The following is a 12,454-nucleotide window of genomic DNA, read 5'->3' as shown; positions in this document are numbered from 1 at the left end:
TGAAAAAGGCGACCCGAAGGCCGCCCCGATCATTGGAATTGCTGTCAGCTTTAGCTGGCGGCAACCGTGTTGTTGAGATGCGTCAGGTCCACCAGGAACTGCTCGAGCTTGGTCTTGTGCTCGTCGCTGTCGACATTATCGAGTTCCTTCTGCGCATGCTCGATGCGAGCTTGCAGCTTTTCGCGCGTCAGCGCCTGAAGCGGCAATGCGGCTTCGGCGAGCAGCGTGCAGCCGGTCGGAAGGATATCGGCAAAACCGCCGAGAACGGCGTATTTTTCGACCTGGCCCGAAGCGAGCTTCACGGAAACCACGCCCGGCTTGATGGTCGTCATCGTCGGTGCGTGATTGACCAGCACCGTCATCTCGCCGAGGGTCGCCGGAATGACAACTTCCGTCACCTGTTCGGAGACGAGAAGACGCTCGGGCGATACGAGTTCAAAATTGAAGGTGTCGGCCATGACGGTCCACTTTCAGATGATGTTTCAGGCAGGAGCCGACGGCGCGTTTCTCACGCGCCGTCGAGGCATCGATCAGATCAGGCAGCAGCCTGCAGCTTCTTGGCCTTTTCCATGGCTTCTTCCATCGAACCAACCATGTAGAAGGCAGCTTCCGGCAGGTGGTCGTACTCGCCGTTGACGAGGCCCTTGAAGCCCTTGATCGTGTCTTCGAGAGCAACCAGCTTGCCCGGCGAACCGGTGAAGACTTCAGCAACGAAGAACGGCTGCGACAGGAAGCGCTCGATCTTGCGGGCGCGGGCAACCGTCAGCTTGTCTTCTTCCGACAGTTCGTCCATGCCGAGAATGGCGATGATGTCCTGGAGCGACTTGTAGCGCTGCAGGGTCGTCTGAACCTTACGGGCGACTTCGTAATGCTCTTCGCCGACGATCATCGGGTCAAGCATGCGCGAGGTCGAGTCGAGCGGGTCAACGGCCGGGTAAATACCCTTTTCAGCGATCGAACGCGACAGAACGGTCGTTGCGTCCAGGTGGGCGAACGAGGTTGCAGGTGCCGGGTCGGTCAAGTCGTCCGCGGGAACGTAAATGGCCTGAACCGAGGTAATCGAACCGGTCGTGGTCGTGGTGATGCGTTCCTGCATCTGACCCATGTCGGTGGCCAGCGTCGGCTGGTAACCAACGGCCGAAGGAATACGGCCGAGCAGAGCCGACACTTCCGAGCCAGCCTGCGTGAAGCGGAAGATGTTGTCGACGAAGAACAGAACGTCCTGGCCCTTGTCGCGGAAATCTTCAGCGATGGTCAGACCGGTCAGTGCGACGCGAGCGCGAGCGCCCGGCGGTTCGTTCATCTGGCCGTAAACGAGAGCAGCCTTGGAGCCTTCACCACCGCCGTGCTTGTTCACGCCCGATTCGATCATTTCGTGGTAAAGGTCGTTACCTTCGCGGGTACGTTCACCCACGCCGGCGAAAACCGAGTAACCACCGTGCGCCTTGGCGACGTTGTTGATCAGTTCCATGATCAGAACTGTCTTGCCAACGCCAGCGCCGCCGAACAGGCCGATCTTACCGCCCTTGGCGTAAGGAGCGAGAAGGTCGACGACCTTGATGCCGGTGACGAGGATCTGGCCTTCAGTGGCCTGATCGACGTAGGCAGGCGCTTCCTGGTGGATGGCGCGCAGATGGGTGCGGTCCAGCGGACCGGCTTCATCGACGGGCTCGCCGATGACGTTCATGATACGGCCCAGCGTATGGTCGCCAACCGGAACCGAGATCGGTGCACCGGTGTCGGAAACCGGCTGACCGCGAACCAGACCTTCGGTCGAGTCCATGGCGATCGTGCGGACCGAGTTTTCGCCGAGATGCTGCGCAACTTCGAGAACGAGGCGGTTGCCGTTGTTCTCGGTTTCAAGTGCGTTCAGGATCGGCGGCAGTTCGCCTTCGAACGATACGTCGACGACGGCGCCGATAACCTGGGTGACCTTGCCGGCAGCGGCAGGCGCGCTCTTGGCGCGGGTCTTCAGGGTAGCTGCTCTAGCCATGTTTCTTACCCTTTCTAAGGACTTCAGAGCGCTTCCGCGCCGGAGATAATTTCAATGAGTTCCTTGGTGATCTGTGCCTGACGCTGACGGTTGTACGACAAAGTCAGCCTGTTGATCATATCACCGGCATTGCGGGTCGCGTTATCCATTGCGGACATCTGCGCACCGTAGAAGGAAGCGTTGTTTTCGAGGAGCGCCCGGAAAATCTGCATGGCCACGTTCTTCGGCAGCAGTTCTTCGAGGATTTCCTGTTCGCTCGGCTCGTATTCGTAAAGTGCCGCGGAAGCATTGTCGCTTGCCGAAACCTCTTCGAACTTGGCCGGAATGATCTGCTGGGCAGTTGCCACCTGCGAGATCACCGACTGGAAGCGTGCATAGAACAACGTGGCGATATCGAACTCGCCGGCGTTGAACATGGTCAGCACCTTGGACGCCACCTCATCCGCCTGAACGAAGCTCAGCTGCTTCACTTCACGGAAGGTGATGTAGTCGACGATGTTCTCGCGGAAGGAACGACGCAGGATGTCGTTGCCCTTACGGCCGACCGTCAGGATCTTGACCGTCTTGCCTTCCGACAGAAGCTTCAGCGCGTGGTCGCGGGCAAGGCGGATGATGGAGGAGTTGAAGCCCCCAGCCAGACCGCGCTCGCCGGTGGCGACCACAAGAAGATGAACCTGGTCCTTGCCGGTGCCCGACAGAAGCAGAGGTGCTTCCGCGTTGCCGGCATTGGCAGCCGAAAGGCTGGCCAGAACCTTGCCCATGCGTTCCGCGTAGGGACGTGCGGCTTCGGCAGCCTCCTGGGCGCGACGCAGCTTTGCCGCGGCGACCATTTTCATCGCCTTGGTGATCTTCTGCGTCGCCTTGACGGAGGCGATCCGGTTTTTCAGATCCTTAAGTGAAGGCATCCGTTATCGGTCCTCGGGCTAGTTCCGGTTTCAGGCGAAAGACTTGGCGTAGGCGTCGAGCGCAGCCTTGAGCTTTGCCTTGGTGTCGTCGGAGACCTGCTTCTCGGTGCGGATCGCATCGAGAACCGGCTTGCCTTCGCCACGCATGTAGGACAGCAGGCCCTGCTCGAACTTGCCGACGTCGGAAACCGCGACCTTGTCGAGGTAACCGTTGACGCCTGCGAAGATCACGGCAACCTGTTCTTCCGTCTTGAGCGGCGAGAACTGCGGCTGCTTCAGGAGTTCCGTCAGGCGTGCACCACGGTTCAGCAGGCGCTGGGTCGAGGCGTCGAGGTCGGAACCGAACTGGGCGAAGGCGGCCATTTCGCGATACTGGGCAAGCTCGCCCTTGATCGAACCGGCAACCTGCTTCATGGCCTTGATCTGAGCGGCAGAACCAACGCGCGAAACCGACAGACCGACGTTAACGGCCGGACGAATGCCCTGGTAGAACAGGTCGGTTTCAAGGAAGATCTGGCCATCGGTGATCGAGATCACGTTGGTCGGAATGAAGGCAGAAACGTCGTTACCCTGCGTTTCGATGACCGGCAGAGCCGTCAGCGAACCATTGCCGGCTTCGTCGCCCATCTTGGCGGCGCGCTCAAGCAGACGCGAATGCAGGTAGAAGACGTCGCCCGGATATGCTTCGCGGCCCGGCGGGCGGCGCAGCAGGAGCGACATCTGACGATAGGCAACAGCCTGCTTGGAAAGGTCGTCGTAACCGATCAGGGCGTGCATGCCATTGTCACGGAAGTATTCGCCCATGGCGCAACCGGCGAACGGTGCGAGGTACTGCATCGGAGCCGGGTCGGAAGCCGTGGCAGCAACGATGATCGAGTACTGCAGGGCGCCGCGCTCTTCCAGAACCTTGACGAACTGGGCAACGGTCGAACGCTTCTGGCCAATAGCAACGTAGACGCAGAACAGCTTTTCGCCGTCCGGGCCGTTGTCGTGGATGGCCTTCTGGTTCAGGATCGTGTCGAGAATGATGGCGGTCTTGCCGGTCTGGCGGTCGCCGATGACGAGCTCGCGCTGGCCACGACCAACCGGGATCAGGGCGTCGACAGCCTTGAGGCCGGTCGACATCGGCTCATGAACCGACTTGCGCGGAATGATGCCGGGAGCCTTGACGTCAACGCGCGAACGGCGCGTAGCGTTGATCGGGCCCTTGCCGTCGATCGGGTTGCCGAGCGCGTCAACGACGCGGCCGAGCAGTTCCGGACCAACCGGAACGTCAACGATGGCGCCGGTCCGCTTGACGGTGTCGCCTTCCTTGATGGCACGGTCGGAACCGAAGATAACCACGCCGACATTGTCGGCTTCGAGGTTGAGGGCCATACCGCGGACGCCGCCGGGGAACTCGACCATTTCGCCGGCCTGAACGTTGTCCAGACCGTAGACGCGGGCAATACCGTCACCGACGGAAAGCACCTGGCCGACTTCGGAAACTTCGGCTTCCTGGCCGAAATTCTTGATTTGATCTTTCAGAATTGCGGAAATTTCCGCGGCGCGGATGTCCATCAGCCAACCTCTTTCAGTGCAAGCTTAAGGGTGGAAAGTTTGGTGCGAAGGGAAGTGTCGATCTGGCGCGAACCAACCTTGACGATCAAACCGCCGAGAAGCGACGGGTCGACAGTCACATTGATGGTGACATCCTTGCCAGTGACGCCCTTCAGCGCCGTCTTAAGTTCTTTGTCCTGCGCTACGGTGAGCGCATGCGCCGAAGTGACTTCGGCAACAACTTCGCCGCGGTGAGCCGCAGCAATGTCTCGGAATGCACGGATCATGCCCGGCAGCGCGAACAGGCGACGATTACCGGCAACGACTTTCAAAAAGTTCGATACAACCGGACCGAAAGCAGCCTTTTCGGCAATAGCAGCGATCGCTGCCTTCTGCTCCTCGGACGAGAAGACCGGGCTCGCCACGAGGCGTCGCAGATCTTCACTTTCGTCAAGCATCACCTGAAAACGGTCAAGATCACCAGCAATCTGTTCGATCGCATTGGTCTCGACAGCCAGCTCGAAGAGCGAGGATGCGTAACGTTCGGCAACGCCGGAAACACGCTGGGATGTGTCAGCCACGGGCACAAGTTCCCTGATTGTCATTCAGGCGCATCACTCATTTTTGAGGAGCTAAGCAAACGCCTGAAATCGTTTCATTTTCACGAGACGAACAGGGAACCTCCCCCCGCCGTTCTTTTTAATTCGCGGTTCGTCTAGCATACGACGTTTGGACTCGCAACACGCGCGGGACCGCAAATCACCCTCTCTGCGATGGGTTTGCGCGTTTTTAAGCGCTTTCAACAGGTCCGGCCAGCGCGACCCGTGGTCACAGAGCAAATCCGCAGCTCAGAAATACCCGAGGGAATAGCCGAGAGGTCCGGCAGCAAGCAGAAGCTGCACCACCAGAAAAGCGAGATTACGCGCAACGACACCGCGATCGAGGAACAACGACAGGAGACGTCCCAGAGCGGCGAAACCTAGCGTGACACCGACGGCGAGATAATAGAATTCCTGCGCGAACAGGAGAGCGCAGAGCGGCAGGCCGACATAGAGGCCGCCGGTCGAACGAGTGGCGCCATAACCTTCAGGCGTGATCTGCCCGACCTGAAAGCCGCCAAGCCGCAACGCCGTTGCCGGAGACAGGAGGAGGAGCAGGCCGATCAGCGCGGTAAGCGCGGAGGCGATAAAGGCAATCTGTTCGGGCAGTTCGGTCGGAAAGTAGAATTCCATGAGGGCTTCCGCTCCATGCATGCATAAGGTGAGAGTGTGTAGCAGCTAACCGGTTATGGTTAAAGAAAGCTCTGCGGATCGACGTCGAGCTGGACTTGAACGGAACCACGCTGCTTTGGCCCGGCACTCAGCATGACGCGCAAAAACGCCTGCATGTCGGAATTGCGCCGCCCATGCACGAGCAGGCGAAAGCGATGGCGGCCACGCACAAGAGCCAAAGGCGCTTCGGCAGGACCGAGCACAGAGATACCGGTCACTTTTGGCGCGGCTGCACGCAGACCACGCGCATGCGTTTCGGCATCGGCGCGCGTTTCGGCGGATATGATGATGGAAGCCAGTCGACCGAATGGCGGCAGAATGGCCTTTTCCCGCTCGTTGATTTCACGCTCATAGAAGGCTGAAGCATCACCGGATACGATCGCCTGCATGACGGGGTGCATGGGCTGATAGGTCTGCAACAGGCCAAGGCTCTTCAGGCCGGTACGACCGGCACGGCCTGTTACCTGGCTCAAAAGCTGGAACGTACGCTCGGCGGCGCGCGGATCACCATTGGCCAGACCGAGATCCGCATCGACAATGCCGACCAGCGTCATCAGCGGAAAGTTATGGCCTTTGGCGACGAGCTGCGTGCCGATGACGATATCGGCCTCACCATTGGCGATCGCCTCCAGTTCCAGCCGCATGCGCTTGACGCCACCGAGAATGTCGGAGGACATGACGATGGTACGGGCATCGGGAAAATGTTTCTCCACCTCTTCGGCGATGCGCTCTACACCCGGCCCGCAGGCAACCAGATGATCGAACGTGCCGCAGTCCGGGCAATGTTCCGGCGTGTGCTGATGATACCCGCATTGATGGCACTGCAGCTGGCTCTTGAACCGGTGCTCCACCAGCCAGCTGGAACATTGCGGGCACTGGAACCGATGCCCGCAGACACGGCAGAGCGTCAGCGGCGCATAACCGCGGCGATTGAGGAAAAGAAGCGCCTGTTCCTTGCGCTCGATCGTGCGCTTCATCGCCCGCAATAGAAGCGGCGAGAGAAAACCGCCACGCTCCGGCGCATGCCGGCGCATGTCGATGAGATGCAGGTCCGGCAGGGCCGCATCGCCGAAACGCGTCGGCAGTTGCACGAGATTGTAACGGCCGGAAAGACCGTTGACCTGACTTTCAACGGAGGGCGTGGCAGATACCAGCACGACCGGAAAATCACCGATACGGCCGCGCACCACAGCCATGTCGCGGGCATTATAAAAGACGCGGTCTTCCTGCTTGTAGGCCGGGTCGTGCTCTTCATCGACGATGATCAGGCCAAGCTCTTCGAAAGGCAGGAACAGTGCCGACCGCGCGCCGGCCACCACTCGCACCTCGCCCGTCACCACACCGCGCCACACTTTTTCGCGCATACGCGGCGAAAGATCGGAATGCCATTCGCCGGGCTTGGCGCCAAAGCGATCCTGAAACCGCTCAAGGAAGGCAGGCGTCAGCGCGATTTCCGGAAGCAGGATCAGAACCTGCTTGCCGCGTCGCAGCGTTTCAGCGATCGCTTCAAAATAGACTTCCGTCTTGCCCGAGCCGGTAACGCCGTCGATCAACGATGCGGAAAACTCGCCTTCACGGATAGAGGCGACGATTTCGGCTGCTGCTTCCTTTTGCACGCCTTCGATACGCGGCGCGGTATAATCCGGCTCCGGCTTCGCGACGACAGGCGGCGGAGGAAGGAAGACGGTTTCAAAAACACCCTGCGCCGTCAAACCATCGATCACGCTCATGGATACGCCGGCAGCATGTGCCAGACCACTACGTGTCCATGGAATGTCCTCAGCCTTCGCGATATCCAGCACGCGCACGCGCGCCGGGGTCAAACGCTCTGGCTGACCTCCGACATAACGCACCGCCTCGACCATAGGCTCAGGGTCAAGCGCGGCCGGAGCCCTGACCGCCATCCTCGCCACCAGACCGGGAGGCGACAATGTATAAGCAGCGACCCAATCGACGAAATCACGCATTTCCTTCGATAGCGGCGGGCAATCGAACGCCAGCGTGATCGGTCGCAGCTTTTTCGGATCGAGCCCGTCCTGACTGTCGCCATCCCAGACGACGCCAATCAGTTGACGCGGACCGACCGGCACCTGCACTACGGAACCGGGCTCGACATGCATGCCCTCCGGCACGGCGTAACTGTAAGGCACCGGCACAGGCAAAGGCACAAGCACGGGCACCACACGCTTCAGCGGCGGCGCCTCAAACAGTGAACCGAAAAGACTGGAATTATCTGTGCCCAAATTACCTATGCCCATGTGCGGCAACCATGCCGAAAGAGAGAACAAAAGTGAACCCTCCACCGATCATTCGTCCTCATCATCTTGCATGACACCCGTCAGCAGCCGCATGCCTTCGATCCAGGTGGCACCTTGCTGACGGATCACCCGCTTCGGCCGCACACCGCATCGCTCCTGAATGGCAGACGCCAATTGCTGCGAATGGGTAACGACCCAGATCTGGCTGTATCGTGATGCCTGCGCAATCATGTCGGCCAGCGGCACCAGCATATCCGGATGCAGGCTAGCCTCCGGTTCGTTGAGCGCGATCAGCGGCGGCTGGCGATAGGACATCAAAGCGGCGGCAAGCCCGAGAAAGCGGATCTGGCCATCGGACAGTTCGCGCGGGTGAAATGTGCGTAAGGGAAAATCCGGGAAGACCAGACCGAATTCCGCATATTCGCCCGGTGCCGGCACGGAAAGTTCGGCTCCGCCCAGCGCATCGGCAATCGCCCGGTCAAGCTCCACCGTGTCGCCACGTGTATGAACGAGCGTTGCAAACACCGCCGCCATGTTGCGGCCATCCTCTGCCAGCAGAGGCGAAGTGACGGCAAGACAAGGCTGACGCAATGGCGAGTCGCGATCGGTGCGAAATCCATGAAAGAACCGCCAGTTGTCGATAGCACGTCGGAACGTGCCGATCTCGGGATAGTGGCCGGCATTTCCGAGCAGCGAGATCGCCGTCTCCGATGTCAGCCCCTGTTCCGGATATTCCTGCATGCGCCCGCGCTCGCCGCGCACCATGATGCCGGGGCCGTCGCGCTTCATCATCGTCACCGACCGCGAACCGGTATCGACCCAGAACTCTTCCGCCTTGATCTGTGGCTCGAAGGCAAAACCGGCAGCGGCCTTGGGCGGGCGCAGGCCCGCCTCGACGCGGTAACGGAAGCTGATGGCCCGCTCTTCATCCAGCACCTCGATTTCCAGCCGGATACGGAAATTCTTGTCTGTCGGTGAGCGCCGGCCGGACCACAGCACGGAGGCCATGCCGCCCTCGGCAGCAATCTCATGCGCCAGAGTGCCACGCACCGCCGCCTGCAACAGTTGCAGCGCGCGGTAGAGATTGGATTTGCCGACACCGTTTTCGCCGACGAACACGTTGACGCCGGCAACATCCATATGAATGGAGCGCAGGGACCTATAGTTCTTGGCAAACATGGATCGCAGCAGCATGACCTGATCCTACATCGCCGGACAACGAAAACGGAAGAGAGGTTCAGGCCGCAGCCGAACTGTCATCCACCCCGAAAGCAAAACGCGCATCCGCATCGGCGGCCAGATTGTGCACGGTGTGCCGCTCCAGCGCCTGCGTCACCTCGTTGATATCACCATCCAACGCTTCCGGCGGAATGAGATGACCAACCGTCATGTCAAAACGGTTGCCCTTCTTGTTGAGCAACTCGTAGAAAACAGTCATGTCACGCAGCTCGGTCGACCATTTGGCAAACCAGTAGAACAGACCGGAATTGCGCGCCGTCATGTGGATCGGCAGGATCGGCAGATTGTATTTGCGGGCAAGGCCGACAGCAGACGTTTTCCACGGACGTTCATTGAGCTTGCCGTTTTCCCAATAAGCGATGCGGCCGGACGGGAAAAGAACCATGACCTTGCCGGCTTCTACCGCTTGATTGGTCAGGATCAGCGTCTCGCGGGTCTTCAGCTTGCTTTTGTGCTCTTCGCGCCATTCCACCGGAATGATGGTTTCGGCAAAACGCGGATTGACGCGCACGGCATCGCGGTTGGCAAACACCATGATATCCGGGCGCTTCGGCTTCAAAAGATCGAAGACGGCGACGCCATCAGCAATACCGGTCGGGTGGTTGCTGACAAGGATGAAACCGTCGGAAGCCGGAATGCGATCCGTGTGTTTCGCCTGCACATCGAGATGCAGCAGGTCGCTCATATATTCGAAGGATTCGAAACCGCTCAAGGTGGCGACATCATTGGCAAAGCCGATGGCGCGGTCATAACGCAGCAGCGAATAAAGAAAGGGGCGCATCAGCGGCCACAGCGGATGTTTGACGATGCGCTGGCCGCGTTCGGCAATCAGGGTATCAACGATATGTCCGGGGCGGCCTTGGGAGACGAGCGCTATCGTTTGAGCAAAGTGACCGAGTGCGGTCGAATTATCACGGCGCGCCATACAAACTCCATTACCACTTGCCGTATATCGCAGTCCCTCGCGATGTCAAAACGACATTGTGCCGGCTTTAGGGAATTCGTAACGGAACCATCGGCAATGTGGGATTTTGGCACACGAATTCAACAGGCCTGTGATGAACGAAATCCTGATCATTGCGGTTCCCGAACTTCTGGAGAAGCGTCGCGAGTGGCTCGCAAGTCTGTCTGACGAGCGCCGGCTTTCCGAAAACACACTGGAAGCTTATGAGCGCGACACCCGCCAATTCCTGAAGTTTCTGACCGGCCACCTCGCTGAGCCGGCCCGGATGAGCGATATCCATACGCTCCGCCCGGCGGATCTGCGCGCTTTTCTGGCCGCGCGCCGCCGTGAAGGGTCCGGCAATCGTTCGCTCGGGCGCCATCTGGCGGGCCTGCGTTCATTTTTGCGCTATCTGGAGCGCAAGGGGCTGGTCAACGCCGCCGGCGCCTCGGCCATCCGCACGCCAAAGCAGCCGAAATCACTGCCGAAACCGCTTTCGGACACACAGGCAATCACCGTCGTTGGGTCGGACGCACAATTGCACGAGACACCATGGATCGCTGCTCGCGACGCCGCCGTGCTGACGCTACTCTACGCCTGCGGCCTGCGCATTTCCGAAGCGCTCGATCTGACACCGTCAGACCTGACGCCGGGCGCGACTTCGCTGCGCGTCACCGGTAAGGGCAACAAGATGCGCGTCGTGCCGCTTCTGCCGGCTGCACTTGAAGCAGTCGAAAACTACAGGAAGCTCTGCCCCTATCACTTGCCCGACAACGAACCGCTGTTTCGCGGTGCTCGCGGCGGCAAATTGCAGCAAGCGATCATCCAGAGCGAGATGCGGAAGCTGCGCGGCGCCCTCGGCCTGCCGGAAACCGCAACGCCGCATGCGCTACGCCATTCCTTCGCCACGCATCTTCTGGCCGGTGGCGGTGACCTGCGCACCATTCAGGAACTGCTCGGCCATGCCAGCCTGTCGACGACTCAGGTCTATACCGGCGTCGATGCCGCCCGCCTGCTGGACGTTTATGACCGCGCCCATCCTCGCGCCTGAACGGCGATCAAGCATTGCTTAACCACGCCTGTTAAGGGCTTTTCGAGACCAAGGCGGTAAACCGAAGCCATGACAAGATTCGCCTCGCACCCGTCCAGACATCCTGCTTCGCATCAGCCCGGCGATATCGCCCTTTGGCTTCTGGCGGCGCTGCATGTCGTCGTCTTCCTTTCATTCATGGCGATCATGGCGTCGCTTTCGCCGGCGCATGCGCAGGATGCGGCAGCACCCGTCTGCACTGGCAAGAACGTGCTGGACGAGTTGAAGACGCAGGACCCCGACCGTTACGCGGCCGTGATTGCGGAGGGCGAAAAGACACCGAACGGCAGGGGCATCTTCTGGAAGATCGAAAAGGAGGGAGTCGCCCCCTCCTATCTGCTCGGCACCATGCATGTGACCGATCCGCGTGTTCTGGCCATGCCGGCGGGCGCGGCTGACGCGGCAAAGGATGCCAAGGCAATCGCCATCGAATCGGACGAAATTCTCGACGAAAAGAAGGCCATGGCCGGTCTGATGACCAAGCCTGACCTTCTGATGTTCATTGACGGCAAGACCATCAAGACCTTGCTGCCGGAAGATCAGGTGGCAAAGCTCGAAGCGGCCCTGAAGGAACGCAACATTCCACTGGCAGCCGTACAGAGCTTCAAGCCCTGGATGATTTCCGGCATGATCGCCCTGCCCGCCTGCGAACTGGCCCGCAAGGCCAATGCCGCCCCTTTCCTCGACAAGAAGATTGCACTGGATGCCATCGCTGCCGGCAAGCCGGTCAAAGGGCTTGAGACCATGGCAGAACAGCTTTCCGCCATGGCCGCCCTGCCCATGGACCTGCATCTTAAATCGCTGACGGAAACGCTGGATCTCGGCTCACGCATGAACGATGTGACCGAAACGATGACGGAGCTCTACCTTTCCGGTGATATCGGCCTGACTGTGCCGATGCTGCGTGCGCTGACGCCGGAAGAAGACGCCAAGGATGCAGACGAAGGTTATGCTGCCTTCGAAGAGATGATCGTCACCAAGCGTAATCACATCATGGCGGAACGGGCAGCGCCGCTTCTCGCAGATGGCGGCCTGTTCCTGGCCGTCGGTGCACTGCATCTGCCGGGCGAGGAAGGCGTGATCGAACTTCTGCGCAAACAGGGCTACACCGTCACGCCCGCCATCTGACGATTTGTCAGTTATTAAACAGCCTCTTGGCGAACGAAAGCATGGCTCCATATCCGCTCATGCGATCAGGCTAATAAGACGATGCCTG

The 12,454-nt window shown here is 59.9% G+C and carries 11 protein-coding genes; 2 read left to right on the top strand and 9 right to left on the bottom strand.

From position 1 onward, the window contains the following. Nucleotides 1-50: 50 nt before the first annotated feature. From ACRQ1B_RS21085 to ACRQ1B_RS21045, 9 genes are all read right to left on the bottom strand, one after another. Nucleotides 51-458, bottom strand: a complete 408-nt coding sequence (locus ACRQ1B_RS21085) for a F0F1 ATP synthase subunit epsilon (RefSeq protein WP_432296014.1) — start codon at nucleotides 456-458, stop codon at nucleotides 51-53. Nucleotides 459-535: 77 nt separating this feature from the next. Beyond that, nucleotides 536-1,993, bottom strand: coding sequence for a F0F1 ATP synthase subunit beta (atpD, locus tag ACRQ1B_RS21080; RefSeq protein ID WP_432296013.1), 1,458 nt, complete (start codon nucleotides 1,991-1,993; stop codon nucleotides 536-538). 23 nt (nucleotides 1,994-2,016) lie between these two features. Continuing rightward, a complete protein-coding gene (locus ACRQ1B_RS21075; protein ID WP_432296012.1) occupies nucleotides 2,017-2,898 on the bottom strand; it encodes a F0F1 ATP synthase subunit gamma in 882 nt (293 codons plus the stop codon). Nucleotides 2,899-2,928: 30 nt separating this feature from the next. Continuing rightward, entirely contained in the window at nucleotides 2,929-4,458 is a 1,530-nt protein-coding gene (gene atpA, locus ACRQ1B_RS21070) for a F0F1 ATP synthase subunit alpha (RefSeq protein WP_432296011.1), read from the bottom strand. Further along, nucleotides 4,458-5,024, bottom strand: coding sequence for a F0F1 ATP synthase subunit delta (locus ACRQ1B_RS21065; protein ID WP_432296145.1), 567 nt, complete (start codon nucleotides 5,022-5,024; stop codon nucleotides 4,458-4,460). Before ACRQ1B_RS21065 ends, atpA begins: the two co-directional genes overlap by 1 nt. 261 nt (nucleotides 5,025-5,285) lie before the next feature. Continuing rightward, a complete protein-coding gene (locus ACRQ1B_RS21060; protein ID WP_432296010.1) occupies nucleotides 5,286-5,669 on the bottom strand; it encodes an AGROH133_08824 family phage infection protein in 384 nt (127 codons plus the stop codon). A gap of 59 nt (nucleotides 5,670-5,728) precedes the next feature. Further along, nucleotides 5,729-7,966 (bottom strand): primosomal protein N', encoded by a 2,238-nt coding sequence (locus tag ACRQ1B_RS21055; protein WP_489753111.1) that lies wholly within the window; start codon nucleotides 7,964-7,966, stop codon nucleotides 5,729-5,731. A 48-nt stretch (nucleotides 7,967-8,014) separates the two neighbouring features. Further along, nucleotides 8,015-9,160: an AAA family ATPase gene (locus ACRQ1B_RS21050; protein ID WP_432296009.1), complete on the bottom strand. Its 1,146-nt coding sequence runs from the start codon at nucleotides 9,158-9,160 to the stop codon at nucleotides 8,015-8,017. A 43-nt stretch (nucleotides 9,161-9,203) separates the two neighbouring features. Then, on the bottom strand, nucleotides 9,204-10,130 hold the full coding sequence (locus ACRQ1B_RS21045) for a GNAT family N-acetyltransferase (RefSeq protein ID WP_432296008.1): 927 nt from the start codon (nucleotides 10,128-10,130) through the stop codon (nucleotides 9,204-9,206). Between the two features lie 133 nt (nucleotides 10,131-10,263). Between ACRQ1B_RS21045 and ACRQ1B_RS21040 the strand changes: the two genes are divergently transcribed. After that, nucleotides 10,264-11,199, top strand: a complete 936-nt coding sequence (locus ACRQ1B_RS21040) for a tyrosine recombinase XerC (protein WP_432296007.1) — start codon at nucleotides 10,264-10,266, stop codon at nucleotides 11,197-11,199. A gap of 69 nt (nucleotides 11,200-11,268) precedes the next feature. Further along, nucleotides 11,269-12,366, top strand: coding sequence for a TraB/GumN family protein (locus ACRQ1B_RS21035; protein ID WP_432296006.1), 1,098 nt, complete (start codon nucleotides 11,269-11,271; stop codon nucleotides 12,364-12,366). The last annotated feature ends 88 nt before the right edge of the window (nucleotides 12,367-12,454 follow it).

The organism is Endobacterium panacihumi (genome assembly GCF_050847465.1).
In the GTDB taxonomy this organism is placed as follows: domain Bacteria; phylum Pseudomonadota; class Alphaproteobacteria; order Rhizobiales; family Rhizobiaceae; genus Neorhizobium; species Neorhizobium panacihumi.
Note: the sequence above shows the minus strand (reverse complement) of the source record. Positions and strands in the feature narration are given on the sequence as shown.

What these genes read in the sequence shown, in the direction of transcription:
- ACRQ1B_RS21060 (WP_432296010.1), bottom strand. Translation starts at nt 5,669, where the DNA reads ATGGAATTCTACTTTCCGACCGAACTGCCCGAACAGATTGCCTTTATC.
- ACRQ1B_RS21050 (WP_432296009.1), bottom strand. Translation starts at nt 9,160, where the DNA reads ATGCTGCTGCGATCCATGTTTGCCAAGAACTATAGGTCCCTGCGCTCC.
- ACRQ1B_RS21075 (WP_432296012.1), bottom strand. Translation starts at nt 2,898, where the DNA reads ATGCCTTCACTTAAGGATCTGAAAAACCGGATCGCCTCCGTCAAGGCG.
- atpD (WP_432296013.1), bottom strand. Translation starts at nt 1,993, where the DNA reads ATGGCTAGAGCAGCTACCCTGAAGACCCGCGCCAAGAGCGCGCCTGCC.
- ACRQ1B_RS21035 (WP_432296006.1), top strand. Translation starts at nt 11,269, where the DNA reads ATGACAAGATTCGCCTCGCACCCGTCCAGACATCCTGCTTCGCATCAG.
- ACRQ1B_RS21045 (WP_432296008.1), bottom strand. Translation starts at nt 10,130, where the DNA reads ATGGCGCGCCGTGATAATTCGACCGCACTCGGTCACTTTGCTCAAACG.
- ACRQ1B_RS21085 (WP_432296014.1), bottom strand. Translation starts at nt 458, where the DNA reads ATGGCCGACACCTTCAATTTTGAACTCGTATCGCCCGAGCGTCTTCTC.
- ACRQ1B_RS21055 (WP_489753111.1), bottom strand. Translation starts at nt 7,966, where the DNA reads ATGGGCATAGGTAATTTGGGCACAGATAATTCCAGTCTTTTCGGTTCA.
- ACRQ1B_RS21040 (WP_432296007.1), top strand. Translation starts at nt 10,264, where the DNA reads ATGAACGAAATCCTGATCATTGCGGTTCCCGAACTTCTGGAGAAGCGT.
- atpA (WP_432296011.1), bottom strand. Translation starts at nt 4,458, where the DNA reads ATGGACATCCGCGCCGCGGAAATTTCCGCAATTCTGAAAGATCAAATC.